The sequence below is a fragment of the Halarchaeum nitratireducens genome, from assembly GCF_017874695.1.
GTDB lineage: Archaea > Halobacteriota > Halobacteria > Halobacteriales > Halobacteriaceae > Halarchaeum > Halarchaeum nitratireducens.
Genome location: NZ_JAGIKY010000008.1, coordinates 119,022 through 145,947, shown reverse-complemented (window position 1 = coordinate 145,947; position 26,926 = coordinate 119,022). Strand labels below are relative to the sequence as shown.

The following is a 26,926-nucleotide window of genomic DNA, read 5'->3' as shown; positions in this document are numbered from 1 at the left end:
TTGTCGTGCACAGACTGGACTTCCTCATTCCTTCCGAAAGGTGCCTCGATAAGCCGCCGCTATCACGCGGTTTCTCGCTTAACTAAAGACGGATGATGACGGGCGAAACGCCACGATCGTCGTCAAGCATCTGTGTCAAGTCCATATTGATCTGCGTCGGACCACCACAGCCGCCGATGGTGGCCGTAGAGCCGCCCGGTGCAGGCTGCGATGTTCCGACGTTATCGACTAGTCGGTCTGACGAATACTTAAACTGGGCGGCTGAAACGAGTGGAAAAACGAACGACAGCAGTCGCTCGTTAGTCGGAACGTGGATCGCCGACGCGATGTCGGCGAGTCCGACGCAGATGCACGGACCGGATTGGACACTACTCAGGCAGCCACTCCCGGAGTCTCACCGTATTATCCCGTGCTGGCTCTACCCTATACGTAGATGTTATGGCACTTAGGTGTTCTGACTATTTGATTAGCCGAGCGTCCCGATACGCTCGTGCTTCCGCGGCGGCGGCCCGACGCGCACCGGACCCGGAGCCGGCACGTCGTGCGTGTCGAGATCGCCGTCGAGATACAACTGGCCGCTGGTCGTGATCTCGTACATCCGCGTCCCCGACCACAACGGCCCGATCAACCCCGCCGCCGCGAGCCACTGACACCGCTCGCGGACGTACGCACGCGATTCAGTCGAGCGAAACCGAGCCGCCATCATAGCCGGTTCATCCCACGACACGTCGTCGAGGTGTTCGAGAATACGGTCGTCAAGCTGCACCATCCACGGAGCCGACTGACGCACGCATTACCCCTCCTGTCCCTCGGCCTCGCCGTTCGGTTGCTCAACGCCCGCGTTCGCCGACTCACTCCCATCGTTCACATACTGCCAATTCTGCGTATCAAGACGCCCCTCAAGATACGCCTCTCCCTCGTCAGTGAGAACATACACACCGTTTCCGAGGTGCTTGAGAAGCCCCCTCTCAGTGAGCGTCTTACAACGAGTATGAATATGTGTTCGGGAGTAATGGATTGGTCCTTCTTTTCTCATCTTTTCTGGAGACCCAGACTCGTTCTCGCGGATGTATTCGAGAATACGGTCATCTGCGAGCGACATCCAGTCTCCAGAGTGTCTCACATAGACTAATTATGAACTCTTAGAGGAAAGAGCACGGATTAGTCTTTAGACCTTTTTGGGTCCACTATCAAGAACGCCGTTAGATATATCTACTTAGAGTCTGTGGGTAGGGATGCGAGCCCGTCGCCGGTCGAAGATGACTCTTGTTGGTTAGTGAAGAACGGGGCGCGCTGGGACGCGCCCCGAGAACGGTTTCGCGGCATCCAATCATGCCCGAAACACGAAGCGTGGCCCTGACGGGCCACATCGTCGGTCACGTATCGTTAGCGGTTAAGCCATCCGTCTCGCGTTGCGCCGTCTGCCGCGACGTCGCGGACGGCCTCGACGCCACGCTCGGCCGGCCAGTCTGTCGGTCGTGCGCGGACCGTCTTGACGACAACCTTGCGAAGTGCCCCGACTGTGACGCGGTCGGCCTCCCCGAACGCATCGACGCACACGACTGCCCCCACAACGCGGAGGGATCGGCATGATGGCGGAGTCTCGCGGGAGTTACGAGCGTCGTGCGCCGTCGCTCCCTCGGCGCTACGCGGTCACGCCCGACGGCCGCGTCCGCCTCGGCCGCCCGGTCGCCGACGCCCTCGACGTCGACCCCGGCGAGGAGGTCGAAGTGCGTCGGAACGACCGCGGCGAAATCGTCCTCGAAGCCGCCGACGATGGGGGCGAGCGATGAGCGACACCGAGCCCACCACCGGCCACCCGGACAACCGCCACGCACTCGGCGTCCTCCGCGGCGCGATCGCGCGCGGCGACGTCCTCGAACTCCACGGGAGCGAGGGAAGCGCGACCATCCGAATCCCCGACGACCTGCAGGGAATCCTCGGCGACGTCGTCACCGACCTCGACCCCAGCGACGAGCTCCGCGCCGACGGCGGCGAGGACGTGAAGTCTTCGAGCGGTATCGAACACCAGATTGAACGGCAGACGTGGGTCTCGGATATCGAGGTCTATCGACTCGACGATGACGGCAATCTCGTTGTGGACCACAACGAGGGGCGCGGTCCGGTCAAAAACGAGGACACGCTTCGATGCTCCTGCGGCCGCGAGTTCGAGAGCGAGGAACTCGCTGCCGAGCATCTGCGTTCGACCGTTGCGGATACTGAACCGGGTGATGAGCGGTGACGTACGCCTCGTGGCGCGATTACCTCCGCGGGCTGAACCCGCGGCAGTTGTTCGGTGTGTTCCTGCTTGGCGCGGGGGTCGGCTACCTCTCGCCGGCCGGACAGCCCCCCGCGATGGGCGCACTCGTGGGCGCCGCCTTTGCGCTCCCGGCCGCCCTCGTGTTCGAGCGCGCGATCGCACGCTACCTGACAGGATCGTGGCTCGGTGAGCCCGCCGACATCAATGGGGGTGCCGAGCGGTGAGCGACGACTTGGAAGCGCTCGAACCCGACGAAGCGCGTCTGCTCTACCTCGACGCGAAGCGCGACGAACTCACCGAGGACACCCGCGACGGACAAGACTACCGCCTGCGCGCGTTCGTCGCGTGGTGCGAAGAGGAGGGCATCGACGACCTGCGCGACCTCGGCGGCCGCGACCTCTACAAGTACCGCGTGTGGCGGCGCGAAGGCGGTTACACCGGGCAGGAACTTCGGAACGTCACGCTCCGCGGCGACCTCGCAACGATCCGGGCGTTCCTCCGATTCTGCGGGCAGGTGGACGCCGTTCCCGAGGAGCTGTTCACGCAGGTTCCCCTCCCGCAGGTGAGCCACGGACAGGACGTGAGCGAAACGACGCTCGACCCCGACCGCGCGAAGGCAATCCTCGAATATCTCTCGTGCTACCACTACGCCAGCCGAAACCACGTCATCATGCTGGTCCTGTGGAACACCGGGTGTCGCATCGGTGCGCTCCGCGCGCTCGACCTCCGCGATCTCGACCTTGACGGCGAGCGACCGAACGCCGGCGGCCCAGCCGTCCACTTCGTGCACCGACCCGAGGAGGGGACCGGGCTGAAGAACGACGAGAAGTCCGACCGGTGGAATTCGATTTCCGAGTACGTCGCGGGTGTCGTGCGCGACTACATCGACGGTCCGCGATGCGACGTCACCGACGACGAAGGCCGTGATCCGCTCGTCACGACCCCGCAGGGCCGGATCGCCCGAAGCACGGTCCGGGACGCACTCTACCGCGTCACGCGGCCGTGCTGGCGCGGTGAGGACTGCCCGCACGACCGCGACCCCGACGACTGCGAAGCCACCGAGCACGGGAAGATGAGCACGTGCCCATCGTCACGCTCGCCGCACGACGTCCGTAGCGGCCGGGTGACGGCGTACCGCCTCGCTGACGTCCCCCGCGTCGTCGTCAGTGACCGGATGGACGCGAGCGAACGCGTGCTCGACAAGCACTACGACCGGCGAGGCGAGCGCCAGCGCGCCGAACAACGCCGCGACCACTTTGAGGGATTGTAACGATGCGCTCCGATGAGTCTCCGCCGCGACCTACGCGTTCGGGCATGGATCCAGCGCGGGGAGGGCGGATCCTCCTTCCCGTCGATTCCACGCAGAAGTGGAAACGCCGTAAACTTCCCGTAGGTGGCCCTTTGGCGTCTGTTTATCTATCTTCGACGAGCACCCGAAACGGTGAGTCGAACGGGAGACCTGTCGGGTCAATCATTTCCTCTCATTCGACGCAGACGGCGTCAAACCGTTGACGAGTGGTAATTTTCACTCTCTGCATACCGAAGTATTATCCTCGGTGGGGCGAAACCGTCCCGGTGCAGTGATCCTGGTTGCCGGTCCGGACGCGTCTCTCGTCGCTGGGTTCGACGAGCGGTGCGTCCACGTCGAGTCGCTCGCTGCCGTACCGGAGCGCGTTCCGGGTGGAACGCTGCTCCTCTTGGACCCGGACGCCGTCGCCGCCTCCCGCGAGTTCGTGCGGACGGTCCGGGAGCGCGCCGACGGATCGCTCGCCGTCGTCGCCGTCGCGGGGTCGGACGCCTTCGACGCGTCCGCGTACGACGGCGTCCTCGCGCCGGACGCCGGTGAGGCGACGGTCCGCCGGATCGTCGATCGTGCGCGCCGGATCGCGGCGTACCGAAACGCGGTCGCGGCCCTCTACGAGGCCGAGCGCGGTGAGGGGATCACGGCGGCGCGCGAACGCGCGATGGACCGCTTCGCCGCCCTCCCCGACGACCTCGACGACGACGACGTCGCCGCGATCCTCCGGCCGGACTGACGCGCCCGTATTCCCCGGTATCGGGTGCGCGACGCCGCTTCGCTCACGCACCGTCGAGCCGCGGGACGGTGACGGTGACTTCGGTCCCGGTCGGGTCCCGATCGTTGAACTCCGTCCGACCGTCGGCGATCTCCGTGCCCCAGCGGACGATCCAGAGGCCGAGCCCACTCCCGTGTCGAAGCGCGCTCTCGCCGCCGTCGCGGATGACGTCGGTCTCCTGGGCGTCGATCCCGGGGCCGTCGTCGGCGATGACGACCGTGACGTCGTCGGCGTCGGCGCGGGTCTCGATCATCACGGTGCGTTCGTCGCCCTCGTTGTGCGTCGCGGCGTTCTCGATCAGGTTGTCGAAGACGGCGGCGAGGACGCTCGCGACCGCGATGTGATCGGCGGGCCGATCGTACGACACGTCGATGTCGGGGTACGACTCGCGGACGGCCTCGACGCACTCGTCGAGGATGACGGCGAGCGGTCGGGCGGTGTGCGTCCCGCGCGTCCGCTCGAAGAGCTCGACGGCCTGTCGGCCCTTCTCGCCGACCGCTTCGATGCGCTCGGCGCGCTCTTGGACGATCCGGCTGGCGTCGCCGTCAGCGAAGCGCTCGGCGTAGCCGTGGATGACGTTCGTCTCCGTGCGGATGTTGTGACGCAGGATGCGGTTGAGCACCTCCAGGCGCTGGCGCTGTCTGACGTACGTGCTGACGTCGTGGAACGTGACGATGGAGCCGATGTGGCGGTCGTGGACGTCGGTTACGTCCGTGACCGCTGCGTCGTACGTCCGCCCGTCGTCGTCGCCGAGCCGCAGGTGTCCGGCCGTGCTTTCGTCGCGTAGGTGGTCGTACTCGGGGACGATCCGCTCGACGGGCTCGCCGAGCACCGCCCCCCGCGGAATGCCGAGGGCGTCGATCGCGTAGCCGTTCGCGTCGACGACGTGCCCGTCCGTGTCGAGGACGATCGCGCCCTCGCGCATCCCGTCGAAGACGAGCCTGCGGGCGCGACGCCGCGGTGCGGGGTTCGTTTCGAGGAGCTGATAGCGGGTGATCGCGCCGAGGTAGGCGACGCCGGAGACGGCGAAGGCGATCGGCGTCGGGTCGACGCCCCCCGTCCCGAAGGCGCCGAGGAGGAAGCCGACGTTCGTCACCCACGGGGCGGCCAGTCCGATCAGGAGCGTGATGCCCTGCCCGCGGAAGGCGATCGCGTCGCTCGTGACGAGTTCGACGATCGCCGCGACGCCGAAGAGCCCGAGGAGGTACGTGTAGCCTGCGACGACGGCGTACCACGGTCCCCCCTGCTCGAAGTGGACGACGTCGCCCGGCCCGGTGGTGTACGACTCGACGACGAGCAGGTCGTGACCGCCGAACGCGGCGAGCACCACCGTGATCGCGGGCACGATGGCGAGCGCCGCGACGTACGGCGCGCGTAGATAGCGATCCCGGCCGGTGTATTCGAGCGCGAAGCAGAGCCACGCCACGGGGACGCAGACGACGCCGATCCACCCGAGCTGCAGCCACTGGAGCTTCGCGGGGATCGTGTCGGCTTGGAGGCGAAAGACGATGCACGTAGACCACCACGCCTGTGCGGCGAGGAGCGCGACGAGCGGTAACGCCCCCGGCTTGGGCCGCTCCCGCCACGCGAGGATCGCGGCCCCCGTCCCGACGGCGATCGAGACGAGCAGGAGCGTGGTGAGCAACACAGTATTACGGCCGGAGATAAGCCACCACACCCATATGAATCAACCGCCGACGGGCGAGAAATAAACGTTTCAGTCAGGCAACTGGACGCGGTGTCAGCGCCTGACTCAGAACCCGACCGCGCCGAGCACGACGACGACGGCCACGACGAGGAGGTGTTTCGCCTCGCCGGCGATGGCGAGTCGCCCGTACCGTTCGGTCCGCCCGACGAACCACGCGAGACAGAGCGCGTAGGCGAGTCCGACGAGGATCCCGACGGTCATCGCCGCGTCGAGGACGCCCGCGTAGAACGCGAGCGCGATCCCCGCGACGAGGCAGAGATCGAGCGCGTAGAGGACGTGTCGAGTGCGGCGAACGCCGAAGACGACGGGGAGCGTCGAGACGCCGTTCGCGGCGTCGCCCTCCCGATCACGGAGGTTCGGGATCTCCGTGTTGACGAAGGTGTCGAGGAAGAAGTAGCCGAAGATGACGGCGGCCGTCGGCGTGAACGCCCGGTCCGCGTAGGCGAGCGGGAGGCAGACGACGCAGACCGCCCACGCGAGCGCGACGACCGCGGAGTTGACGACGAGGATCTCCTTCAGCCGACTGAAGTACCGGCCGAGCGACGGGAGCCAGTCGGAGGCGTAGAGGATCCAGAACGCGCCCGGGATGAGCGCGATGGCGAGCGCCGTCGGCCCGCCGAGGATCGAGAGGGCGACGGCGAGTCCGTACGCCGCCGCGGTCCCGATCGAGAACAGCCGGCGGTAGCGCGTGACGAACGCCGCCCGCTCCGGGCTCGTCGCGGCGTCCGCCTCCGCGTCAGCGATCCGATCGCCGACGTACACGGCGAACGTGAGCAGCGCGATGACGAGCGGCGCCGGACTCAGGGGGAGCGAGAGCGCGATCATCGTCGTGGCGACTTCGACCCCGGCGATGAACACGAGATACGCCGAACTGTACACCAGCGCGTTTTTCGCTCGCACCCCGTACGCAAAGAGGGCCGCGAGCGTGCTGTACACCGATCGTGTGCCGTCCCACGCGAGAGACGGGCTGTCGGTTTGACTTGACATGTCGTTCGCGTGGCGACCGCGACGAGCGACCCCGCCACGGCCGCCACCGGACAGAGGAGAGCCACGAGCGTCAAACGCCGGCCTGACGCGTGCGGTCCGGGGCGCTGGCCGCCGTGTCTCCCCTCGATCCACCCGCACCGCCGTCGTCCCGACCCGTCGCCGGCGCGCCACTCCCGCCGTGACCGACGGCGACGACCGAGACGCCGGAATTCGGGTTTTCACGCCCGCACACGCCGACCAGCGTCCTTTTACGCGCCGGCGTCGGAGAGGTAGCAAATGGTCGAAGCGTTCGCCGTCGCCAGCGGCAAGGGCGGCACGGGGAAGACGACGAGCACGCTCGCGCTCGGGCTGGCGCTCGCCGAGACGTACGACGTGACGGTCGTCGACGCCGACACCGAGATGGCGAACCTCCTCTTCCACGCCGGCCTGGACGACGCCGACGTCACCCTCCACGATCTCCTGCTCGGCGAGCGCGACATCCCGGTCGCCGACGCGTGTTACGAGCGCTTCGGGCTCACCGTCGTCCCCTGCGGCACAGACCTCGCGGGATTCCGCGAGGCCGATCCCACGCGCCTGCACGACGTCATCGCCGAACTCGCCGCCGACACCGACGTCCTCCTCCTCGATTCGCCGGCGGCGCTCGACTCCGCCGCGTCCGTCCTCCCCATCGTCCTCGCCGACCGCGTCGTCCTCGTCACCCAGCCGACGGTGCCGGCGCTCTCGGACGCGCTCAAGGTCCAGGAGTACGCGACATCGTACGGGACGGGGGTCGCCGGCGTCCTGTTCAACAAGGTCCGCCCGGCCGACGCCATCGAACGCATCACCCCGAAGGCTGAACGCTACTTCGAGGGGCCGATCATCGGCGCGGTCCCGGACGACGACGCCGCCCGTGCCGCCCGTCGCGCCGGCCAACCCCTCCTCGCCTACGCCCCCGACAGCCCCGCCGCGGCCGCGTACCGCGACGCCGCGGCCGCGATCGACGTCGATGGGGGCGAGGTCGACGCGCTCGCCGATCGCTTCCGCAGCGCTGTCATCCCCGACCCAGTCAAACCGATAGACAGCAACCGATTATAAGACTCATAGTGCCTCCATTTCGGCCCTCTCCCGTTCATAATCCGCGTCCATCTCCAGAAGAATCCCCCGTGAAGATGCGTATGGAGATGAGTGACGCGACGGCGCGGACTGAGCGAATGCCCGAATACGTCGGAGACGAGGTTCCCCGGGGTGTTGGGTCTGCTCGACTCGTGTCGCGATCCGGAGTGTGTTCCCGATAGCGGTTCGTATGTGTTCTTCGATGCTCGTGAGTGCGACTGTGCACGCCCGCTCGTCTGCATCCGTGAGTGGCAGGTCACTGTCGGGATCACCGCGCGAGAGCGTCGTCGCCTCCTCGGGCGTCGGCGCGACCGCTCGTGCGCCCGCGACAGTGAGCGCCGTCTCGTCGAGGAGGAAGACACTCCCGGCCTCGCTCGCGTCCACGACGAGCGGTCGTGTGGTGGTATTCGGCTGGAGGCGACACGGTGCGTCGATACGGCGCTCACGGATCGCGTCGAACAGCACTGTCCTCGCGTCGCCCGTATAGATCGTCGCACCGTTCTATCGGAAATATATGTTCCAGTTGTGGCTAATATGGAAGTAGAATAGCTGTCGGCGAGGATACTCTCACGTGGGAGGAGAGACGACGAGTAGCCGACGACCCTTTCCGCTAAAAGGAGTGGTTTCACGGCCGTTGGTGCTGCTCGTACCACCGGGATGCGTCTCTCGCCCTAATCGTCCGCGGGGCTCTCGGCCTCCGGCGGGACGCCGAGCGGTTCCTTCGGGGTGATCGGCTCGCCGGACTCCTTGCCCTGTGCGGCGAGCGCCATGCTGCCGAGGACCTCGATGATGAGGCGGTTGGCGAGGCCGGAGGTGATGCCGCCGTTGTAGGAGTTGGTGTCGCTCGTGTCGTAGGCGGGCGAGACCTCGACGACGTCGAAGCCGAAGGCCTCGGGGTCGAGCTCCTTCACGCACTCTCGGACCATGTAGATCGCCTCGCGGGGAATGAGGCCGCCGGGCTCGGGTTCGCCGGTACCGGGCGCGTACGCGGGCTCCATGACGTCGACGTCGAAGGAGATCCAGACGGCGTCCGTGCCGTCGGTCGCGCGGCGGACGGCGTCCGCGACGATCTCGGAGAGGTCCATCGCGGCGACGTCGTCGGCGGTGTACCACTTCATGCCGGCGTCGCGCATGTCGCGGTAGGTGTCGGGACCCGGCCAGAAGCCGCGCGGTCCGATGAGCGTGTAGTTCTCGCCGGCCATGATGCCCTCGTCGTAGACCCGTTTGACCCACGCGCCGTGATCGTACTCGAAGCCGGTGAGACCGTCGTCGCCCGTGTCCGCGTGACAGTCGAAGTGAATGAGGCCGATGTCCTCGTAGCCGTTGGCCTCCGCCCACCCCTTGATGTCGGGGTAGCTGATCGAGTGGTCGCCGCCGATGACGACGGGCGTCGCCTGCTCGCTGATCTCCGCGACGGCGTCCTCGATGTTCAACTGGCTCCCTCGGGTGTCGCCCGGCGAGACGGTCGCGTCGCCGGTGTCCGCGACGCTGAAGTGATCGAAGGGGTCGACGCCGGTCTCGATGTTGAAGTGCTCGTAGGGCGGCGAGGGGACGGTGGAGGCCGCGCGGACCGCACGCGGGCCGTAGCGCGTCCCCGGCCGGATCGTCGTCGCGGTGTCGAGCGGCGCGCCGAGGATGCCGACGTCGACGTCCTCCTCGTCGAGCGCGTCTCGATCGACCTCGGGGAGCTTCAGGAACGAGGGGATGCCGCTGAAGATCGGTTCGTTCGCCTCCTTGTGCGCCTCGCCGTAGATGTCCTCTCCGTCGCGTTCGTTTTCCGTCATTGTGTGTCTTTCTCCGTTCCACGCACCGTATCGTGCGCTTCCTTCGACGATATCTCCTTTTCTATCCGGTATGAAAAGCTTTGATTTGGATGTGTACTGTTTCGTATGCGGGATTGGTTCGTCCTCCCACCGTTCGAGTCGCCTCCTACACCTACGAGAATATAAGGTCACGCGAACGCCGTCCTCCGTCCGGTGATAGACCCGTCGCTCGGCGTATGGCGAGTCGGCACGGAGAAGAGGGCGCGGGTGGCCGACTCACTCCGGAGTCGCGCCGCTGCCGTCCCGGAAGGTGAGCCGGGTGGCGACGTCGAGGGTGTCCCGGACGTGGCGGGCGTCGCCGCTGAGGGCGCAGACGGCGCGCTGGAGGCGAAGCAGGGGCTCGGGGCGCTCCGCTTCGAGGTAGTCGTTCGCGGCGTCGGTGCGCTCGCGCGCCCGATCGAGCGCCGCGCGTGCGCGTGTGACGTCGCTATATGACGGTTCGACGACCGCGTTCCGCGCGGCGTCCGCGGCGTCGTCGATTGCGTCGGCCAGGTCGCGCAGGCGTTCGCGCGCGCCGTCGGGGATCGGCTCGCCGGTCAGCCCGGCGAGGTCCGTCGCGGCGTCCGCCATCAGGACGACGTCCTGGGCGACGGAGCGATAGCCGATCAGCGGGAACCCGGTGTCGACGCCGACCGCGCGGTTGAGGTCGGGGTTTCGATACGTGGCGAAGAGGACGCGCAAGAGGAGGTAGAAGAGCTTGTCCACCTGCGCGTGTCGCTGCTCGATCGCGCGGGCGCGTTCCGCGTCGCCGTCGAGGAACGCCGCGAGCGCTTCGCTACGCATCGTCGTCTCCGTGCGATCGAGGCGGCCGAGGAGCGTCGGGAGTTCGAAGTCGTCGGCGGCGATCGAGCACCGGAGCGTCATCGCCTCCGCGGTCTCCTCGACGACGCCGACGCCCATCAGGCCGCGCTCGGCGTCGAGGACGGCGTCGCGGTGGCCGGGCGCGATCGGGCCGTCGTCGGTGACGTGGACGAGTCGCCGCCCGAGGACGTACTGGGCGATGACCGCCCGCCGTAGCGCGTCGGCGTCGAGGCCGCTCGCGTCCACCGTCGTCTCCGCGTCGTCGATCAGCGTGCGGTCGGGGACGACGAGGAGCGACCCGCTGCTCTCGTCGCGCTGGACGACGACGGAGTCGCCCTTCTCGACTTCGTGCTCGCGCGCCCACTCGGCGGGGAGCGTGACCGCGAGCGTCGAGGACCCGAGCTGTTGGACCTTCCGCGTGATGCGGACGTCCTCACCGGTCACGACGCCATCCACCCCGATGCTTTCTCACGAACGACCATCCATACTCGTTATAGCTGTGTGTGCTGAAACCATATACGCCTATTCGTGTCCGCGACATTCGCTATCTCGGTCCAAAAGCGAACGCGAAAGACCGCACGCTTCGAACGCGGAGGCCGATCAGTCGTCCGTCGGCTCGGCGGCGGTCGTGCGGGCGCGCGACGTCCGCTCGACCTCCGCGTCCTCGGTCACCGCGGCGACGCCGACGTAGGTGACGAGCGCGAGCGCGGGCGCGATGAACGTCGGAAGGCCGTCGAACGCGGGCGTGAACCACGGGTTCTGGATGTAGAGCAGGGAGTTCGGGATCGCGTACGTCGTCGGGACGAGCGCGAACAGCACGAGGCGGGTGAGTGAGCCCGCGAGGATCGACGCGAGCGCGGCCTGTCGCGTGGCGAAGTCCGGCTTGAACAGCCCGAAGACGAACGGCACGAGCAGCGCGGCGAGCATCACGTCGAAAGCGAGCAGGAGGAGCATCCCGGTCTGGGCGACCTGGAGGGCGAAGAAGACCCCGAGCACCGTCACGGGCACCGCCATGATCCGCGTCGTCGTGAGCAGTTTGTCGGCGTCCGTGTCCACGAGGTCGTCGTCCGCGTCGGCCGCCTCGTGTTCGTCGTCGGGGGCGTTCTCGTCGACGCGGATGCCGACGACGTTCCGAGCGAGGACGGCGGACGTCCCGAGGATCGCGCCGTCGCCCGTCGAGAAGGAGGCGGCGACGATCCCCCCCAGGACGAGGATGGCGAGCCACGTCGGCACGCCGGTCTGGAGGAGCGTGTAGAGCATCGCCTCGCTCCCGGACTGAACGCCGATCGAGGAGAGGATCGACGGCATCGAGAGCGCGACGACGGAGAACGGGATGCCGATGATGAGCGTGCCGGCGCTCCCGATGAAGCAGGCCTTCTGCGCCGTCTCCGGGTCGTCGGCGGCGAAGACGCGCTCCATGAAGTCGATGGCGACGATGTCGCCGAGACCGAGCGCGATGATCGACGCCCAGTTGATGTACGCGCCCTGCGCGGGGTTGGTGAGCTGGCCGAACGCGGTCGGGCCCATCCCGCTCGGAACGGTGATCCCGTAGTTGGTGGCGACGTAGACGATGAGGGCGAGCGAGCCGACGAGCGCGATGCCGGCCTGAATGACGTCGGTGTACGCGACGGAGAAGAGCCCGCCGGCGACGGTGTAGCTGAAGATGATCGCGGCGATGGCGACGACGCCGATCGTGTAATCGAAGCCGAGGAAGATCTGGAAGAGGTAGCCGCCGGCGACGAGGTTGCCGGCGAGCAGGAAAGCGTACGCGAGGAGCATGACGCCCGAGGAGAGCACCTCGACGACGCGGCCGTACTTGCGCCGGTAGAAGTCGGGGAGCGTCACGAGGTTCATCCGGTTCATCGGCTTCGCGAAGAACAGCCCCGTGAGGAACAGGCAGGTGGCGAGTCCGACGGGGAGCGCCGCGCCCGCCCAGAAGCCGGCGGACGCGACGAGGTCCGTGTTCCCGAGCGTCGCGTTCGAGTCGAGCGACTGCGCCATCAGCGTCGCCGCCGCCAGCGGGAGGATCAACCCCCGGCCGGCGACGATGTAGTTCACGCTGTCCCCCTTCACCTTCCGGGAGACGTAGAACCCGACGCCGAGCATCACGGCGACGATCCCGATCAGCCCGATGACGATCGGGGTCACGAGGTCCACCCCCACTGAACCGTCCACCGATCTCGACCCGATACGCGAACTTCGCCACGTTCCTCCGAAATTTGATTGACGAACGCGTGCATATCTTCCACGGAGGTACGGCAATCAACCAGACATAAAGGACTTATCCTGAGGCTGTTTAGTTTCTCGGATACACACTCAACAGACGGAAACCGTTCACACTCCCTTGGTCCCCTGGATGGTGTAGGGAGTGTATAAGGAGTGAAAGGGCGTTCGTGAGCCCGGTCGGGGCGACCGCCGCGCTACTCGTCGGGGCGGACGTCGCCGCTCGGGAGGTTCGGGTCGCGGTAGGGGTTGCGGCCGTAGACGGCGCCGTGGAGTTCCTGTGCGTCGAGCTGCTCACGCAACACCCGACGGAGACGGTTGAGCGACGTGATCGTGAGGCCGTGTTTCTCCGCGAGCGCCTCGAAGCGCGGGTCGTCCGTGAGCGAGGTGAACTGTTCGTAGAGGCTTTCGAGGCGCTCGGGGGGTTGCTCGGCGAGCCACGCCTGATCCTGGAGGCCCAGATAGCGCTCGCGCTCGTCGTCGACGACGTGCCGGATCGTGACGAGCGCGACCTTCTCGATCGCGCGCTGACTGCCGAACGCCGTCAATTCGAGGTCGACCATCACGCCGAGCGCGCGGTCGCGCTGCCACGGCGTCACGTCGAGGTCGTTACAGAGCGCGTGCGTGATCCGTAGCTTCTCCAGTCGGTGTTGGCGCGCGCCGTGCCCCTCCGTCGCGGGGTGGCGCTCCTCGTGGAGGCGTCGCAGGCTCTCCGAGACGTCCGCCTCGGGCGAGCGCGCGCGGCCGATCTGCGTCGCGCTCGGGCTCGTCGGCCCCCATCGCCCGACCGTCGTGTCTCGCCTGTGCGACGCGCGCGCGAGCGCGCCGTCGCCCGGCCGCTGGCTGAACTGTTCCTCGTCGACCACCTCGAACTCGGGGGCCGACGTGGCGGCGTCGGTCATCGCCATCCGCTATCGTGCGCAGACGGATAAACGCACGACTACCTGCGGTGAGAACACGGTAGAATCGGGACGACCCCAGCGGGTCGTCCCTCGCTCGTATCTATTGCTTGTGGCGAGAAGCACTTAAAGATCGCTCGTACCCGGGCGGGACGCGGAAGACGGCGTACCAGACGACGATGGCGGCGGCGAGGCTTTCTCCGGCCGTTCCGACGGCGAACGATACGGCGGCCGTACTATTCGCGAGGAGCGCGGCGGGGATGGCGACGAGCAGTCGGTCGTCCGTCTCCCGGTGTGGAGCCGTGGGCTCAGCGTGGACACGCCCTCGTGGCTCCGTGCACTCGGTAGCCCGGCACCGCTCTGTTCTCCAACGTGTCCTTCCAGACCGCTCCGTGTTCCGCCGGTTCTCACCGCCGTCCCGTCCGTTGTTTCTTCCCGCCGTGACCCGACGTCAATACGCGGTCGACTCGACCTCCCGAGGTGACCACCGGCGATCGTCGCCGGAGCGGCGGGCCCTCGTATCGAGGGCGCGTCCCCACTTCGACACGCCGGGATCCTACGACGGGACGGATCGTGGTCACCTTTATACTCGGACTCCCCTACGAGTCGAATGTGCAATCGACACCCGACCTGTGGGTTCTCATCGCCGCGGTGGGGCTGCCGTTCGTCGCGGCGGCGGCCACGCCGCTCGTGGCGCGGGCCCTCGGGAACCGGACTGCGTACTACGCGGCCGCGGTCGCCGCGGTCTGCTTCGGGTTGGTCGTCACGCTCGCCGGGACGCACGGCGGCGCGGCCGTCACGTGGGTCGGCCCGCTCTCCATCTCGCTCGGCTTCTACGTCGACGGGCTCGCCACGCTCGTCGGCGCGCTCGCCAGCGGCGTCGGCGTCCTCGTCTTCTGCTACTCCGCGGGGTACATGCGCGGCGAGCCCGGCCAGCCGAAGTATTACGCGACGATGCTCGCGTTCATGGGATCGATGCTCGGCGTCGTCTACGCCGGCGACCTCGTCGTCCTCTTCTGCTTCTGGGAGCTGACGAGCATCGCCTCCTTCCTCCTCGTCGGCCACTACTCGGACCGGCGGGAGTCGCGGTACGCCGCACGCAAAGCCATGCTCGTCACCGTCGGCGGCGGGCTGTTCATGCTCGTCGGCTTCGTGCTGTTGGCGAGCACCGTCGGCACCTACTCGCTGGCGGCGATGCTCGCCGAGCCCGCCGCGACCCGCGCCGCCATCGAGGGGGCCGGCTTGCTCCTGCCGATCCTCTCGCTCGTCGGGATCGGCGCGGCCGCCAAGTCCGCTCAGGTCCCCTTCCACGTCTGGCTCCCGGACGCGATGGCCGCCCCGACGCCCGTCTCCGCCTTCCTCCACTCCGCGACGATGGTGAAGGCCGGCGTCTTCCTCCTCGGGCGCGTGCGTCCGATCCTCCTCGGCGACGACTGGACGACCGTCTTCGTCGCGCTCGGCCTCCTCACGATGCTCGTCGCCGCGATCCTCGCCGTCTGTGCGAGCGAGCTGAAGGAGCTGCTCGCGTACTCGACGGTGAGCCACCTCGGACTCATCGTCGCCGGATTCGGCTTCTCGGGTGCGCTCGGCTCGGAAACCGCGGTCTTCCACATCCTCAACCACGCCGCGTTCAAGGCCGCGCTCTTCCTCGTCGCCGGGATCGTCGCCCACGAGGCCGGCACGCGGGCGTTCGACGACCTCAGCGGCCTCCGACACGACCTCCCGATCACCGCGGGCGTCACCGTCGTCGCCGCGCTCGGCATGGGCGGCGTCCCCCCGTTCAACGGCTTCTACTCGAAGGAACTCCTCTTCGAGGCGAGCTACGAGTTCGCCCACCACGCCGGGGGGCTGGCGTGGCTCGCCCCCGTCGTCGCCGTCGTCGGCAGCGTCTTCACGCTCGCCTACTCGCTGCGCTTCCTCAGCATCTTCTTCGGCGAGCGCCCCGAGACGCTCGGGAGCGTCCACCGGGCGCCGTGGCCGATGACCGGCCCGCCGGTCGTCCTCGCCGCCATTGCGGGCGTCATCGGCCTCGGCGGGATCACCGCCGCGCTCGGCGCGCCGCTCGCCCCCGTCGAGTCGTTCGTCGGTTGGGTCGTCGGCTCGACGCTCGGGCCCGACGCCGCCGGCCACGCCGCGAGCTTCCACTACTACCTCCCGACGTACGTCTCGCCCGCCGTCGTCATGAGCGCGCTCGCCATCGTCGGGGGCGTCGCCTGTTTCCTCCGCTGGCGCCGCGTCCGGTGGGCGACGCGCGGCCTGCTCGACGCGCTCCCGGTTCTGCGCGCCGACGGCTGGTACGACCGACTCGTCTACGGCGCGAACCACGCGAGCACGCGCGTCCAGCGCGCCCTCTGGACCGGCCACCTGCGGACGTACGCCGCGTGGACGTTCGTCGGTGCGGTCGCGCTCGCCGGCTTCGGCTACGTCGCAACCGGCGTCGCCGTCCCGAACGCCACGCCGTCGCTTGGCGCGACGCTCACGATCATCCTCGCCGTCGCTGCCGTCGCCGCCATCGCCGCCGTCCGCGCGCCCTCACACGTCGCGGGCGTCATGGCGCTCTCCGTCGTCGGCTTCGCCGTCACGGTCTTCTTCGTCCTCGCCAGCGCCCCCGACGTCGCGCTCACGCAGGTCGTCGTCGAGACGGTGACGTTCGTCGTCTTCCTCGTCATCCTCGACAAGCTCCCGAGCTACTACGGACGCATCGAGCGCTCGCGGGCCGCCCGCGACGTCGTCATCTCGGTGCTCGTCGGCGCGCTCGTCACCATCACGACGCTCGTCGCCACCGACGCGACGCCCGACGCGATCGCCTCCTACTTCGTGGAGAATACGGTCGAGCAGGCCGGTGGTCACAACATCGTGAACGTCATCCTCGTCGACTTCCGCGGCCTCGACACGCTCGGCGAGATCAGCGTCGTCGCCATGGCCGCCGTGACGGTGCTCACGCTCATCGTCATGCGTGAGCGAGGTGAGACGCCGTGAGCCGAGACACCGAGCGACGCGAGGCGTCGCGATCCGGCCGAGTCCACGCTCGCCACGCGGAGGTGGCTCGCGTGACTAGCGTCGGACCGACGGCCCGACTGAGTCACGCCGACCACACGGGGTGGTCCGCGTGACCGACGCCAGACGGCGGTCTGGCCGGGCCACACTCGCCACGCGGGGGTGGCTCGCGTGACCACCGTCATCCTGCGCACGATCACGCGCCTCGTTCTCCCGCTCGGGTTCGTCGTCTCCTTCGCGTTCTTCCTGCAGGGGCACAACCTCCCGGGCGGCGGCTTCATCGCCGGCGTGCTCACCGCCTCCGTCGTCGCGCTCGCCTACCTCGCGTACGGCCTCGACGTCGTCGAGGACGACGTCTTCGGCCGCGAGGTCGAGGCCGCGGTCGAACACGTCCAACACGGCGTCGTTCGGGACTACCAGACGCTCTACGCGAGCGGGCTCGCCGTCGCCGTCGCCGGCGGCCTCGCCGCGATCGTCTACGGCTACCTCACGGACACGACCATTCCCTTCATGACACAGACGTTCCGCTACGCGACCGTCCCGCTCTTCGGACACATCGAACTCGCCTCGGCGATCGTCTTCGACCTCGGCGTCTACGCCGTCGTCGTCGGCGCGCTCCTCACGATCATCTCGGTGGTGGGTGCGGAATGACTGGTGACGCGGAAGTCGTCCTCGCGCTCGCCCTCGGCGTGCTGTTCGCCGCCGGGACGTTCCTCGTCCTGCGCCGCGACCTCGTGCGCGTCGTCTTCGGCGTGCTCGTGCTCTCGCAGGCGACGAACGTCTACCTCATCACGATGGGCGGCATCGGGGGCGTCGCGCCCATCCTCGGGCACGGCGGCGAGACCACCGATCCGCTCGTGCAGGCGCTCGTCCTCACCGCCGTCGTCATCGGCTTCGCCACGACGGCGCTCCTCCTCGTCCTCGTCTACCGGACGTACCAGGAGCACGGCTCGATCGACCTCGACGACATCCAGGGGGCGGTTCGATGACGACGACCCTCGTCGTCGCGCCGGTGCTCGTGGCGCTCGTCACCTCGATCACGTGCATCTTCGTCCGCTTCAACCCCCGCGTCCAGCGCGCGTGCAGCATCGTCGGCGTCGTCGGCTACAGCGCCGCCGTCTTCGCTCTCCTCGCGCGGGTCTGGCCCGCGGACACCCTCGCCTATCAGGTCGGCAACTGGCCCGCGCCGTACGGCATCACGCTCGTCGCCGACCCGCTCTCGGGCTTCATGCTCGCGCTCACGGCCGTCGTCGCGCCGCTCACGCTCGTCTACAGCGTTCGGCATCTGAAACCGCCCGGCCAGCGCGTCTCCTACCACACGCTGTTCCACTTCCTCCTCGTCGGCGCCACGGGGGCCTTCCTCACTGGCGACCTGTTCAACCTCTTCGTCTGGTTCGAGGTGACGCTCATCGCCTCCTACGGCCTCGTCGCCTTCTACAGCGACAGCGACGGGACGCTCGCCGCGACGCGCTACGTCGTGCTCAACCTCGTCGGCTCCAGCCTGATGCTCCTCGCCGTCGGGGGCCTCTACGGCGTCACGGGCACGCTCAACATGGCCGACATGGCCCGCTGGCTCGCGGCGGCCTCCCCCGCGGAGGCGACGCCCGTCCTCGGGCTCTCGCTCCTCCTGCTTGCGGTCTTCGGACTGAAGGCCGGCCTCGTCCCCTTCCAGTGGTGGGTGCCCTCGGCGTACGCGGCCGCGCCCGCGCCCGCCGCGGCCATGCTCGCCGGCGTCGCCAAGAAGGTCGGCGTCTACGCGATCATCCGCGTCGGCTTCGTCGTCTTCGCCGCCGCCGATCCCACGTTCACGTTCGGCGGCCTCGCCGGAGACCTCTTCGCCGCCTACGGTCCCGTCCTCTTCGCGCTCGCCGGCGCGTCGATCCTCGTCGGCGGCCTCGCCGCGCTCGATCGCCCGACGTTCGAGGAGACGCTCGCTTACTCCAGTATCGGACAGGTGGGGTTCATCGTCCTCCCCCTGGCCGTCGCCGCTGCCGTCCCCACCCTTCGGACGGCCGGGGTCGCCGCCGCGCTCGTCTACGCGCTCAACCACGCGCTCGCCAAGCCCCTGCTCTTCCTCGTCGGGGGAATCGTCGAGGACGCGACGGGGACGACCGAGCTCGACGTTCTCGGCGGCCTCGCCGGCCGCTCGCCGACGCTCGCCGGAGTCTTCCTCGTCGGCGCGCTCTCACTCGTCGGCATCCCGCCCCTCGCCGGCTTCTTCGGAAAGCTCCTCGTCTTCCGCACGGCCGCGCTCGGCGACGCCGCCGTCGCGCTCGGCGTCGCCGTCCTCGGTGCCGTGCTCACCATCGCGTACGTCTCCCGGACGTGGAACCGTGCGTTCTGGGGCGAGCGCACCGACGTCGTCGCGTCGATGACCGCCCCCGACCCGGTTCGGCTCGCCGTCGTCGTCGCGTTCGCGGGCTGTATCGTCGCCGTCGGCGTCGGTTTCGCTCCGGTCTACGGCCTCGCCGAGGCGGCGGGCCACGTCGCCACCGGTGCGGGCCGCGACGCGTACATCCGTGCGGTGCTCGGAGGTGGTGTCGCGTGAATCGCGTCGGAGCGGCCGTCCGTCGGGTTCGTCCAGCCCACGCGCCCGACCGGGGGTGGTCGGCGTGACGTCCGTCCCCCGCTGGGTGACGGCGGGCGTCGGCTTCGCCGTCGTCTGGATCTTCGTCGCGGAGGCCCCCGGGACGCTCCAGGGGATCGCCGCCGGCCTCGTCGCCGGTCTCGTCCTCTCGCTGCCCGTCGCGTACACCTTCCGCGTGCTCTTCCCGGGGCGCAGCGATCTCGGGCGGACGCCGACGCTCGTCCGCGCCGGCGTCGTCTACGTCCTCGACTTCCTGTACGAGCTCCTCACGGCGAACATCGACGTCGCAAAGCGCGTGCTCTCGCCGTCCCCCCGCCTCAATCCCGGCGTCGTCGTCGTCCCGCTGCGCGTCGAGAGCAACGCCGCGATCACGACGATCGCTAACTCCATCACGCTCACGCCCGGCACCCTGACCATGGACTACGACGCGGAGGTGAACGCCCTCACCGTCCACGCGGTCGACATCGCGGACGTCGATGGGCTCGTCGCGCCGATCCGGCGCTGGGAGCGCTATGCCATCGACATCTTCGGCGAGGACGTCGACCCCGAGAGCGCGCCGCGCGATGCCGCCCTCGAAGGCGCGTGGGAGCCACCGGCGGACGGCGAAGGGGAGGCCGACGACACCGAGGACGCGGACGCCGATGGTTCGGATTCGGCGGATACGGGGGTGGAGCGATGAACGTCCCCGAACTCTACCACCTCGTCCTCGTCGCCTGCGGCGCGATCGCGGCGCTCTGCACGCTCGCCTGCACGTATCGCGTCGTCGTCGGCCCGACCGTCCCCGACCGGGCGGTCGCGCTCGACACGATCTCGACGTGCGTCGTCGGGATCGTCGTCGTCCACGCCTTGGAGGCCGATCGGTCGTTCTTCGTCCTCGTCGCCGTGATGCTCGCCATCGTCGGCTTCGTGACGACGGTCGTCGCCGCGAAGTACCTCACCGAGGGGGCGATCATCGAATGAACCTCTTCCTCTCCCTCGGCGCGTCCGTGGCCGTCGCCGCGACGGAAGGCGCCAGCGAAGCCGGCCACGCCGCCGCCGGGCCCTCCGCGCTCCGACTCGCCGTCGTCGCCGCGCTCGTCGTCGTCGGGACGTTCTTCCTCTGCGTCGGCACGATCGGACTCCTGCGCTTCCCGGACGTCTACAACCGGATGCACGCCACCTCGAAGGCGACGACGCTCGGCGCGGCCTCCATGTTCCTCGCCGGCTTCGTCCGCTTCGGGCCGTTCGGCGCCGGGCTCACCTCTCTCGTCGGCATCGTCTTCCTCTTCGTCACCGCCCCCACGGGCGCACACCTCATCTCGCGGGCCGCCCGCAAGCTCGACGTCGGGATGTACGGCGACGAGGAGTAGCCCGCGCCGTCGCCGCCGCGAATCGAAACGGCTAAATTCGGAAGGCGACTACGCTGAAGTGAGCCGAGGTAGCCTAGCCTGGCCAAGGCGGTTGCCTCGAAAGCAACTGTCCACACGGACTCGTGAGTTCGAATCTCACCCTCGGCGCTCCACGCTGTTTCCTCCCTCGGTCGTTCACGCTCCGCTCACCTCGTGTCGATACTCACCGCTCAGGCGTCTGGGCGAGTACCTCCCGGATCGCCGTCGCCACCTCCTCGAAGCGCGCCGTCGAGAGCGGATCGGTCGTGACGAACACGCCGTGATCGGCGGTGATGACCCGGGTCAGCGCGCCGTCCTCGTGGCTGTGGATCGTGTACTCGTAGCCCCCGAGCTCGGAGTTCACACCGGTCTCGCGGCGTTCGAACCCGCGTCGCTCGTTCTCGACGAACGACGCCAGATCCGCAGACGCGTCCAGGTCCTCGCGCAAGTAGAGCTGTTCGTAGTCGTCCGCGGTGAAGTAGACGATGCTCCGAAGCGAATCGCCGATCGCGCTCCGACACGCGCGCCGCAGTTCCTCCCGTACCCTGTCGTTCATGGCTCATCCGTGATACGCACTCCCACAGGTAAACGTATGGGGTGTCGTACCGTGGATAGCGGGGCGTCGGCGCGCCCTCACGCCGATCGCGCTCGCTCGCGTCCCGCCCTCTTCCCACCGATCGGAACGGGATCAGTCGTCGGCGGGAACGGTGTCGCCCGCCTCCGCGTCGGCTCCCGGGAGGAGGCGATCGAGGGCGTCGAGGACGGCCGTGACGCTGGCGACCGTGATGTCGGCGTCGCTCGCGGAGACGGAGACCGAGCGATCGCCGCGAGAGACTTCGACGTCGACGGTGACGACGGCGTCCGTCCCGCCCGTGATCGCATCGACGTGGTACGATTCGAGGTGGAAGGAGAACTCGGATCCGAGCGCCTGCCGAACGGCGCTCATCGCGGCGTCGACGGGTCCGCTCCCCGTCCCCGCGGCGCTGCGCTCGTCGTCGTCGACGCGCAGGCGGACGCTCGCCGACGGCGTCCCCTGCCCGCTCGCCGCGGTGAGGTCGAGCAGTTCGACGCGGCGCTCGCGCGAGCGCCCGCGGACGTCCTCGGCGATCGTGAGGAGGTCCGCGTCCGTGACGCGCCGGCCCTTCTCGCCGAGGGTCTTCACGCGCTCGACGACCGCCGCGAGCGCCTCGTCGTCCAGCTCGACGTCGTGTTCGGCGAGCGCCGCGCGGACGCCCGCCCGGCCGGCGTGTTTCCCGAGGACGAGGCGGCGTTCCCGACCCACCGCCTCCGGCGGGTAGGGCTCGTACATCCGCTCGTCTTTCAGCGTACCGTCGGTGTGAATGCCGGACTCGTGGGCGAAGGCGTTCTCGCCCGAGACCGCCTTGTTCGGCGGCAGGCGGACGCCTGTAGCCTCGGAGACCGCCGTGGCGAGGTCGTAGAGCGATTCGGTCTCCATCGGCTCGACGTCGTAGCAGTGCCAGAGCGCGATGGCAACCTCTTCGAGGGCGACGTTGCCGGCGCGCTCGCCGATGCCGTTGATCGTCCCGTGGACGAGGTCGGCCCCCGCGGCGAGGCCCGCGAGCGCGTTCGTCACCGCCAGTCCGAGGTCGTCGTGCGTGTGGACGCTCACCGGGCCGTGCTCGGCGAGGCGCGCCACCCCCTCGTAGACCGCCTCGGGCGAGGCGTGGCCGACCGTGTCCGCGAAACAGAAGCGATCGGCGCCCGCGTCGAACGCGGCCTCGGCCTGCGCTTCGAGGTAGTCGTAGTCGGCGCGGGACCCGTCCTCGCCGATCACCTCGACCCAGAGCCCCTGCGCTTTCGCGTAGGCGACGAGCTCGCCGGTCTTCTCGACGACCTCCTCGCGGCTCGAACCGACCTTCCCCTCGACGTGCCGGTCGCTCGCCGGCACGACGATGTGGACGCCGTCGACGTCGCAGTCGAGCGCGAGATCGACGTCCCGCTGGACGCCGCGGCAGAAGCTCGTGACGCGGGCGTCGAGGCCGAGGCTCGTCACGCGCCGAATCGTCTCGCGCTCGGCGGCGCTCGTGCAGGCGCTGCCGGCCTCGATGGCGGCGACGCCGGCGTCGTCGAGGCGACGGGCGATGTCCGCCTTCTGGTCCGGACTGAGCGACACCCCCGGGGCCTGTTCGCCGTCGCGGAGGGTCGTGTCGAGGAACTGTACGTCGCCGTCGCTGAGGGTGGTGTTCGAGAAGAAGTCCATCGAGAACTCGCTGTCGGTTGGTGTGGTTTCGTTACCGTCGGATTTCACGGCCAGCCGCCTTGCGGCGACTTCCCCTATCCTCCGACGTCGTCGTGTCTGACGTCATCGTACCTCCACCGACGGCGTCGAGCCTCTTAAACCGGTCGGAACGGTCGGGAACGACCGTGATGGTACGCGGGCCCCACGCGTCGCTCGCCCCCGTCTCGCGTCCCGGGAATCCGCCTCGCCTACGCGTCCCGTCGCGTCACGCGCACCGTGTCGCCCACGGCGACGTCCGACGCCGCGCCCGCCGGGAGCTCGACGAGCCGATCTGCCGCCGCCGCGCCGAGGCCGGTCCACGCCGACAGCGTCTCCGTCGCCTGCACCTCGTCGTCGACGAGCCAGAGGACGTCGATGTCGAAGGGGACGAACACCATGTGGACGTCGCGGCGCTTCCGCTCGTCGAACTCGAAGACGAGGGCGTAGTCCGACGGGACCGACGCCCGGAACATCAGTCCGCGGGCCCGGGCGAGGAACGACTCGGCGACGTCGACCGTCGCGGCGAGCGTTTCCGTCGCGCCGTCGTGGTCGTGGACGACGTGCACGTCGGACGGGAGGAGGGCGACGCGCTTGGCTCTTCGGGGTGCGCGGAAAGGACTTTGACGCTCCCGTCGCGAGACGAAGCCGGTGAAGAAGACCCCGACCGGGACCGCCGTCGGCGTCGACGATCCCTACGCTCACGCCGGGGTCTGCGATCACGTCACGGGCGACGGGAAGTGTCGATACGCCTTCGAGCACCCCGAGCACGACCGCGACTTCGCCGCTGAGCGCGCGGGCGACGACTACCACTGTCCGGTCGCCGCGGGCGACTGGGAGTGGCGCGACTGCCCGCACTACCGTTCGACCTCGACCGCCCGCGAGTGCGCGCGCTGCGGCCTCGAAGCGCGCCGCGACGCCCACACGGACGCCCGCCCGCTCCTCGAAGAACACCACTTCTCTTACGCGGATGACCGGAGCGAGTCCGCGCACCGCGCGAACGGGGACGTCGACCACGAGATCACGGTGACGCTCTGCCGGTGGTGTCACGCCGCCGTTCACGACTCGTGGGCGCGGATCGACGACGACGCGAGTCCGAGCCCCGACGCGCTCGCCGAAGCCGAGGACCGGCGGAGCGACGAACTCGACGAACTCGGCTTCGAGACGGCCGCGGAGCGACGCGACGACGAGTGACGACGCCGCGTCGGCGCGCCGGCCGGACGCGCGCCGTCGGCTCTCGGGTCCCGGCCCGGCGCTACCTCGGGAAGTGGGCCGACGGCGTCCGGCGGCGGTGTCCCTCGCTCTCCCGTCGACTCCGCGTCGTCTGACGCCGGTCTCACGTTCCGACGCGACTACGAGGACTTTTTACGGCGACGGCCGATAGGGGACGCCATGACGCGAATCGCCGTCGTGGACAACCACGGCCAGTTCACGCACCTGGAACACCGGGCGCTCCGCGATCTCGGCGTCGACACCGACCTCGTCGACAACGACACCGCGCCGAGCGACCTCGCCGCGTACGACGGCCTCGTCCTCTCGGGCGGCCCGAGCATGGACCGCACCGGTCGCTGCGACGAGTACCTCTCCCTCGACGTTCCGATCCTCGGCATCTGTCTCGGGATGCAGTTCGTCGCCGCGGAGTACGGCGGCGACGTCGGCTCCGGCGACTACGGCGGCTACGCCGACGTCACGGTGGAGATCGTCGACGAGGACGACCCGCTCGTCGGCTCGCTCGCCCCCGAGACGCGCGTGTGGGCGAGTCACGCCGACGAAGTGACAGCGGTCCCCGACGGCTTCGCTCGCACCGCGACGAGCGACGTCTGCGACATCGAGGCCATGAGCGACACCGAGCGCGAGCGCTACGGCGTCCAGTGGCACCCGGAGGTCGCACACACCGAAGCCGGCGACGTCGTCTTCGAGAACTTCCTCGCGCGCTGCGAGTAGGCGTCCATGACCGAGACGCAGGGCGACCTCGCGGCGCTCTCGCGGTTCATCTTCCGCGCGCCGAACTGGTACGCCAGCCTCACCTTCGCCCTCCTCGTCGCCGCGCTGGCCGGCGTCGGCGCGTTCACCTCCTCGTTCCCCCTGGAGGACGCCTGGCAGGGAGTCTTCTTCATCGGGATCCCCACCGTCGTCGCCAGCCTCCTCACCACGCCGGTCGACGGCTGGCTCGACGGTCAACTCACGTACAACCGCTCGTCGCTCCTCGCGCTCTGCTGTGAGCTCATCGTCGTCGCGCTGCTCGCCGTCGCCAGCGTCCTCGCCGTCCTCACGCGCCTCGGGCAGAACTTCGTCTTCGACGTCCTCATCGCCGCGCTCGCGCTCGTCTTCGCCCTGCGCCTGCTCGTCGTGCTCGCCGTCTCGCGCAACAGCCTCCTGCTCGCCGCGATCCCCGCGAGCCTCCAGACCGGCACCGCGGGCGTTCTCCTCTTCGTCTACAGCGGGACGATGCGCTATCTCACCATCGACGTCCCGCTGCTCAACGCCTACCTCTCGCGCCCGCAGAGCGCGCCCTCGCGTCTCCTCCTCGTCACCCCCGACGACCTCCTCCTCCTCGTCGGCATGAGCGTCCTCTACGCGCTCGTCGCCTACGGGTTCGTCCGCACCATGGACCGACCGTGGCGACAGAGTCTGGGGGTCTCGGGCCTCGACTTCCTCCGCGGGTTCATCGGCCACATCGCCGAGGGCACCCGCGAACTGGAGGACTTCTTCGAGCAGATCGGCGAGGACGCCATCGTTCCCGTCACCGTCCTCTCGTTCCGTCGCCCCGGCGGCGAGGAGAAAGCCCGCTTCGTCCTCCCGATGATCCACCCGGGCCCGATGGGCGAGATCGGCGGCGGCAACCTCCCCCAACGCGTCGCCGAGACCGCGACGGGCCTCGCCTTCCCGCCGCACGCCACCGCCGGCCACGACTTCAACCTCGTCACCGAACGCGAGGTCGATACGCTCGTCGACGCCGCCGAACGCGCCGCCGCGTCCATCGAGTACGACCGCGAGGCGACCCCCCGGATCCGCACCGCGCACGGCGACGCCAGCCTCCTCGGACAGGGCTTCGGCGACGACGGCGCGCTCCTCGTCGCCACCTTCGCGCCCGGATTCGCCGACGACATCGAGTACGCCGTCGGCCTCGCCGCCGCCGCCGAAGCGCGCTGTGCCGGCCTCGACGACGTCCTCCTCGCCGACGCCCACAACTCGAACAACGGCCTCCAAGGCGACGATCTCGGCCACGTCGTCCCCGGCTCCCCCCGGTCGTTCAATCTCATCGAGGGGGCCGGCGACCTCGGCTCGCGCCTCGCCGACGCCGAGCGCGGGCCGCTCTCCCTCGGCGTCGCCTGGGATCGCACCGTCTGGACGCCACAGGAGGGTATCGGACCGCTCGGCGTTCGCGTCGCCGTCACCGATGTCGCGGGCACGAGAGCGTGCTACGTCCTCGTCGACGGCAACAACATGGAACCCGGTCTCCGCGGCGACATCGTCGACGCGCTCGTCGACGCGCACGGCTTCGACCCCGACGCCGTCGAGATCATGACGACCGACACCCACATCGTCAACACCGTCAAATCCGAGAATCAGGTCGGCGACGTCATCGACCAGCGCGAGCTCACGACTCTCGTCGGCGACCTCGCCGGCGACGCCGTCGCGGACCTCGAACCCGTCGAGGCCGGCATCGCCACCGAACACGCCGAAGTCACCGTCTTCGGCAACGACCGCACCGAGACGCTCGCCAGCCACGCCAACGCCGTCATCGCCCTCGGCAGCGTCCTCGGCGCCGTCGTCGTCGCCGCGACCGTGCTCGTCAGCGCGCTCATCTTCCTGCTCACCTGAACTTCTTCGCCGCTCGGCTCTCACCCGACTGAGCGCGCCGATCCGC

At 68.9% G+C, this 26,926-nt stretch carries 30 protein-coding genes and 1 tRNA gene; 19 read left to right on the top strand and 12 right to left on the bottom strand.

The annotated features are described in order from the left end of the window. Positions 1 to 466: 466 nt before the first annotated feature. Together J2754_RS09600 and J2754_RS09595 are read right to left on the bottom strand one after the other, a co-directional pair. Positions 467 to 766, bottom strand: a complete 300-nt coding sequence (locus J2754_RS09600; RefSeq protein ID WP_211087273.1) for a hypothetical protein — start codon at positions 764 to 766, stop codon at positions 467 to 469. 27 nt (positions 767 to 793) lie between these two features. Continuing rightward, positions 794 to 1,123: a phage repressor protein gene (locus tag J2754_RS09595; protein WP_425350987.1), complete on the bottom strand. Its 330-nt coding sequence runs from the start codon at positions 1,121 to 1,123 to the stop codon at positions 794 to 796. Between the two features lie 209 nt (positions 1,124 to 1,332). Between J2754_RS09595 and J2754_RS09590 the strand changes: the two genes are divergently transcribed. The 6 genes from J2754_RS09590 (at position 1,333) to J2754_RS09565 (ending at position 4,296) form a co-directional block, all read left to right on the top strand. Further along, positions 1,333 to 1,593, top strand: coding sequence for a hypothetical protein (locus J2754_RS09590; protein WP_211087272.1), 261 nt, complete (start codon positions 1,333 to 1,335; stop codon positions 1,591 to 1,593). Next, positions 1,593 to 1,793 (top strand): AbrB/MazE/SpoVT family DNA-binding domain-containing protein, encoded by a 201-nt coding sequence (locus J2754_RS09585; protein WP_211087271.1) that lies wholly within the window; start codon positions 1,593 to 1,595, stop codon positions 1,791 to 1,793. The genes J2754_RS09590 and J2754_RS09585 overlap by 1 nt, the downstream gene beginning before the upstream one ends. Next, on the top strand, positions 1,790 to 2,242 hold the full coding sequence (locus tag J2754_RS09580) for a hypothetical protein (RefSeq protein ID WP_211087270.1): 453 nt from the start codon (positions 1,790 to 1,792) through the stop codon (positions 2,240 to 2,242). The genes J2754_RS09585 and J2754_RS09580 overlap by 4 nt, the downstream gene beginning before the upstream one ends. Beyond that, positions 2,239 to 2,484, top strand: coding sequence for a hypothetical protein (locus J2754_RS09575; protein WP_211087269.1), 246 nt, complete (start codon positions 2,239 to 2,241; stop codon positions 2,482 to 2,484). The genes J2754_RS09580 and J2754_RS09575 overlap by 4 nt, the downstream gene beginning before the upstream one ends. Beyond that, a complete protein-coding gene (locus J2754_RS09570) occupies positions 2,481 to 3,530 on the top strand; it encodes a tyrosine-type recombinase/integrase (RefSeq protein ID WP_211087268.1) in 1,050 nt (349 codons plus the stop codon). Before J2754_RS09575 ends, J2754_RS09570 begins: the two co-directional genes overlap by 4 nt. A 310-nt stretch (positions 3,531 to 3,840) precedes the next feature. Continuing rightward, positions 3,841 to 4,296 (top strand): hypothetical protein, encoded by a 456-nt coding sequence (locus J2754_RS09565; protein WP_188877737.1) that lies wholly within the window; start codon positions 3,841 to 3,843, stop codon positions 4,294 to 4,296. A 43-nt stretch (positions 4,297 to 4,339) separates the two neighbouring features. Here J2754_RS09565 and J2754_RS09560 read toward each other — a convergent pair whose 3' ends face one another. Together J2754_RS09560 and J2754_RS09555 are read right to left on the bottom strand one after the other, a co-directional pair. Further along, positions 4,340 to 6,013, bottom strand: coding sequence for a histidine kinase N-terminal 7TM domain-containing protein (locus tag J2754_RS09560; RefSeq protein WP_211087267.1), 1,674 nt, complete (start codon positions 6,011 to 6,013; stop codon positions 4,340 to 4,342). Between the two features lie 75 nt (positions 6,014 to 6,088). Next, positions 6,089 to 7,030 (bottom strand): UbiA family prenyltransferase, encoded by a 942-nt coding sequence (locus J2754_RS09555; RefSeq protein ID WP_188877738.1) that lies wholly within the window; start codon positions 7,028 to 7,030, stop codon positions 6,089 to 6,091. Positions 7,031 to 7,306: 276 nt separating this feature from the next. On the opposite strand from J2754_RS09555, the gene J2754_RS09550 reads away from it, so the two are divergent. Beyond that, entirely contained in the window at positions 7,307 to 8,104 is a 798-nt protein-coding gene (locus tag J2754_RS09550; RefSeq protein WP_211087266.1) for a nucleotide-binding protein, read from the top strand. Positions 8,105 to 8,107: 3 nt separating this feature from the next. Here the strand turns inward: J2754_RS09550 and J2754_RS09545 are convergent, their stop codons facing one another. The 5 genes from J2754_RS09545 to J2754_RS09525 all read right to left on the bottom strand — a co-directional run bounded on the left by J2754_RS09545 (position 8,108) and on the right by J2754_RS09525 (position 13,871). After that, on the bottom strand, positions 8,108 to 8,587 hold the full coding sequence (locus J2754_RS09545; protein WP_188877740.1) for a hypothetical protein: 480 nt from the start codon (positions 8,585 to 8,587) through the stop codon (positions 8,108 to 8,110). Positions 8,588 to 8,793: 206 nt separating this feature from the next. Further along, positions 8,794 to 9,906 carry an agmatinase family protein gene (locus J2754_RS09540; RefSeq protein ID WP_188877741.1) on the bottom strand — a complete coding sequence of 371 codons (1,113 nt, stop codon included), beginning with the start codon at positions 9,904 to 9,906 and terminating at the stop codon, positions 8,794 to 8,796. Between the two features lie 255 nt (positions 9,907 to 10,161). Beyond that, complete coding sequence (locus tag J2754_RS16590) at positions 10,162 to 11,190, bottom strand: phosphate signaling complex PhoU family protein (RefSeq protein WP_229772805.1); 1,029 nt, start codon at positions 11,188 to 11,190, stop codon at positions 10,162 to 10,164. Positions 11,191 to 11,346: 156 nt separating this feature from the next. After that, positions 11,347 to 12,903, bottom strand: a complete 1,557-nt coding sequence (locus J2754_RS09530; RefSeq protein ID WP_229772806.1) for a high affinity choline transporter 1 — start codon at positions 12,901 to 12,903, stop codon at positions 11,347 to 11,349. A gap of 263 nt (positions 12,904 to 13,166) precedes the next feature. Beyond that, positions 13,167 to 13,871 carry a DNA-directed RNA polymerase subunit epsilon gene (locus J2754_RS09525; protein WP_245332946.1) on the bottom strand — a complete coding sequence of 235 codons (705 nt, stop codon included), beginning with the start codon at positions 13,869 to 13,871 and terminating at the stop codon, positions 13,167 to 13,169. A gap of 609 nt (positions 13,872 to 14,480) precedes the next feature. On the opposite strand from J2754_RS09525, the gene mbhE reads away from it, so the two are divergent. The 8 genes from mbhE (at position 14,481) to J2754_RS09485 (ending at position 20,948) form a co-directional block, all read left to right on the top strand. Beyond that, entirely contained in the window at positions 14,481 to 16,847 is a 2,367-nt protein-coding gene (mbhE, locus tag J2754_RS09520; protein WP_211087264.1) for a hydrogen gas-evolving membrane-bound hydrogenase subunit E, read from the top strand. Between the two features lie 189 nt (positions 16,848 to 17,036). Then, positions 17,037 to 17,516 carry an MnhB domain-containing protein gene (locus J2754_RS09515; protein ID WP_188877745.1) on the top strand — a complete coding sequence of 160 codons (480 nt, stop codon included), beginning with the start codon at positions 17,037 to 17,039 and terminating at the stop codon, positions 17,514 to 17,516. Continuing rightward, positions 17,513 to 17,854: a sodium:proton antiporter gene (locus J2754_RS09510; RefSeq protein ID WP_188877746.1), complete on the top strand. Its 342-nt coding sequence runs from the start codon at positions 17,513 to 17,515 to the stop codon at positions 17,852 to 17,854. The genes J2754_RS09515 and J2754_RS09510 overlap by 4 nt, the downstream gene beginning before the upstream one ends. Then, the gene (locus tag J2754_RS09505; protein ID WP_188877748.1) at positions 17,851 to 19,413 is read left to right on the top strand and encodes a complex I subunit 5 family protein; all 1,563 of its coding nucleotides are present in this window, start codon (positions 17,851 to 17,853) and stop codon (positions 19,411 to 19,413) included. Before J2754_RS09510 ends, J2754_RS09505 begins: the two co-directional genes overlap by 4 nt. A gap of 64 nt (positions 19,414 to 19,477) precedes the next feature. Then, complete coding sequence (locus tag J2754_RS09500; RefSeq protein ID WP_229772808.1) at positions 19,478 to 20,131, top strand: Na+/H+ antiporter subunit E; 654 nt, start codon at positions 19,478 to 19,480, stop codon at positions 20,129 to 20,131. Next, positions 20,128 to 20,412 carry an MrpF/PhaF family protein gene (locus J2754_RS09495; RefSeq protein ID WP_188877749.1) on the top strand — a complete coding sequence of 95 codons (285 nt, stop codon included), beginning with the start codon at positions 20,128 to 20,130 and terminating at the stop codon, positions 20,410 to 20,412. Before J2754_RS09500 ends, J2754_RS09495 begins: the two co-directional genes overlap by 4 nt. 26 nt (positions 20,413 to 20,438) lie before the next feature. Further along, a complete protein-coding gene (gene mnhG / locus J2754_RS09490; protein WP_407647944.1) occupies positions 20,439 to 20,801 on the top strand; it encodes a monovalent cation/H(+) antiporter subunit G in 363 nt (120 codons plus the stop codon). 62 nt (positions 20,802 to 20,863) lie between these two features. Beyond that, positions 20,864 to 20,948, top strand: a tRNA-Ser gene (locus J2754_RS09485). A 55-nt stretch (positions 20,949 to 21,003) separates the two neighbouring features. Here the strand turns inward: J2754_RS09485 and J2754_RS09480 are convergent. The 3 genes from J2754_RS09480 to J2754_RS09470 form a co-directional block, all read right to left on the bottom strand. Further along, positions 21,004 to 21,375, bottom strand: coding sequence for a DUF7522 family protein (locus J2754_RS09480; protein ID WP_188877752.1), 372 nt, complete (start codon positions 21,373 to 21,375; stop codon positions 21,004 to 21,006). Positions 21,376 to 21,507: 132 nt separating this feature from the next. Next, positions 21,508 to 23,040 carry a 2-isopropylmalate synthase gene (locus J2754_RS09475; RefSeq protein ID WP_188877928.1) on the bottom strand — a complete coding sequence of 511 codons (1,533 nt, stop codon included), beginning with the start codon at positions 23,038 to 23,040 and terminating at the stop codon, positions 21,508 to 21,510. A gap of 227 nt (positions 23,041 to 23,267) precedes the next feature. Beyond that, a complete protein-coding gene (locus tag J2754_RS09470) occupies positions 23,268 to 23,624 on the bottom strand; it encodes a DUF192 domain-containing protein (protein WP_211087263.1) in 357 nt (118 codons plus the stop codon). Positions 23,625 to 23,706: 82 nt separating this feature from the next. Here J2754_RS09470 and J2754_RS09465 point away from each other — a divergent pair, with 82 nt between their 5' ends. From J2754_RS09465 to J2754_RS09450, 4 genes are all read left to right on the top strand, one after another. Next, on the top strand, positions 23,707 to 24,249 hold the full coding sequence (locus J2754_RS09465; protein ID WP_188877754.1) for a DUF7097 family protein: 543 nt from the start codon (positions 23,707 to 23,709) through the stop codon (positions 24,247 to 24,249). Beyond that, positions 24,246 to 24,383, top strand: a complete 138-nt coding sequence (locus tag J2754_RS09460) for a hypothetical protein (protein ID WP_211087262.1) — start codon at positions 24,246 to 24,248, stop codon at positions 24,381 to 24,383. The genes J2754_RS09465 and J2754_RS09460 overlap by 4 nt, the downstream gene beginning before the upstream one ends. A 64-nt stretch (positions 24,384 to 24,447) precedes the next feature. Next, positions 24,448 to 24,999, top strand: coding sequence for a GMP synthase subunit A (locus J2754_RS09455; protein ID WP_188877756.1), 552 nt, complete (start codon positions 24,448 to 24,450; stop codon positions 24,997 to 24,999). 6 nt (positions 25,000 to 25,005) lie between these two features. Beyond that, entirely contained in the window at positions 25,006 to 26,880 is a 1,875-nt protein-coding gene (locus tag J2754_RS09450) for a DUF2070 family protein (RefSeq protein WP_188877757.1), read from the top strand. The last annotated feature ends 46 nt before the right edge of the window (positions 26,881 to 26,926 follow it).

Coding starts and splice junctions, on each gene's coding strand:
- J2754_RS09550 (WP_211087266.1), top strand. CDS start 7,307: ATGGTCGAAGCGTTCGCCGTCGCCAGCGGCAAGGGCGGCACGGGGAAG.
- J2754_RS09525 (WP_245332946.1), bottom strand. CDS start 13,871: ATGACCGACGCCGCCACGTCGGCCCCCGAGTTCGAGGTGGTCGACGAG.
- J2754_RS09475 (WP_188877928.1), bottom strand. CDS start 23,040: ATGGACTTCTTCTCGAACACCACCCTCAGCGACGGCGACGTACAGTTC.
- J2754_RS09505 (WP_188877748.1), top strand. CDS start 17,851: ATGACGACGACCCTCGTCGTCGCGCCGGTGCTCGTGGCGCTCGTCACC.
- J2754_RS09580 (WP_211087270.1), top strand. CDS start 1,790: ATGAGCGACACCGAGCCCACCACCGGCCACCCGGACAACCGCCACGCA.
- J2754_RS09585 (WP_211087271.1), top strand. CDS start 1,593: ATGGCGGAGTCTCGCGGGAGTTACGAGCGTCGTGCGCCGTCGCTCCCT.
- J2754_RS09495 (WP_188877749.1), top strand. CDS start 20,128: ATGAACGTCCCCGAACTCTACCACCTCGTCCTCGTCGCCTGCGGCGCG.
- J2754_RS09480 (WP_188877752.1), bottom strand. CDS start 21,375: ATGAACGACAGGGTACGGGAGGAACTGCGGCGCGCGTGTCGGAGCGCG.
- J2754_RS09455 (WP_188877756.1), top strand. CDS start 24,448: ATGACGCGAATCGCCGTCGTGGACAACCACGGCCAGTTCACGCACCTG.
- J2754_RS09555 (WP_188877738.1), bottom strand. CDS start 7,030: ATGTCAAGTCAAACCGACAGCCCGTCTCTCGCGTGGGACGGCACACGA.
- J2754_RS09510 (WP_188877746.1), top strand. CDS start 17,513: ATGACTGGTGACGCGGAAGTCGTCCTCGCGCTCGCCCTCGGCGTGCTG.
- J2754_RS09450 (WP_188877757.1), top strand. CDS start 25,006: ATGACCGAGACGCAGGGCGACCTCGCGGCGCTCTCGCGGTTCATCTTC.
- J2754_RS09590 (WP_211087272.1), top strand. CDS start 1,333: ATGCCCGAAACACGAAGCGTGGCCCTGACGGGCCACATCGTCGGTCAC.
- J2754_RS09540 (WP_188877741.1), bottom strand. CDS start 9,906: ATGACGGAAAACGAACGCGACGGAGAGGACATCTACGGCGAGGCGCAC.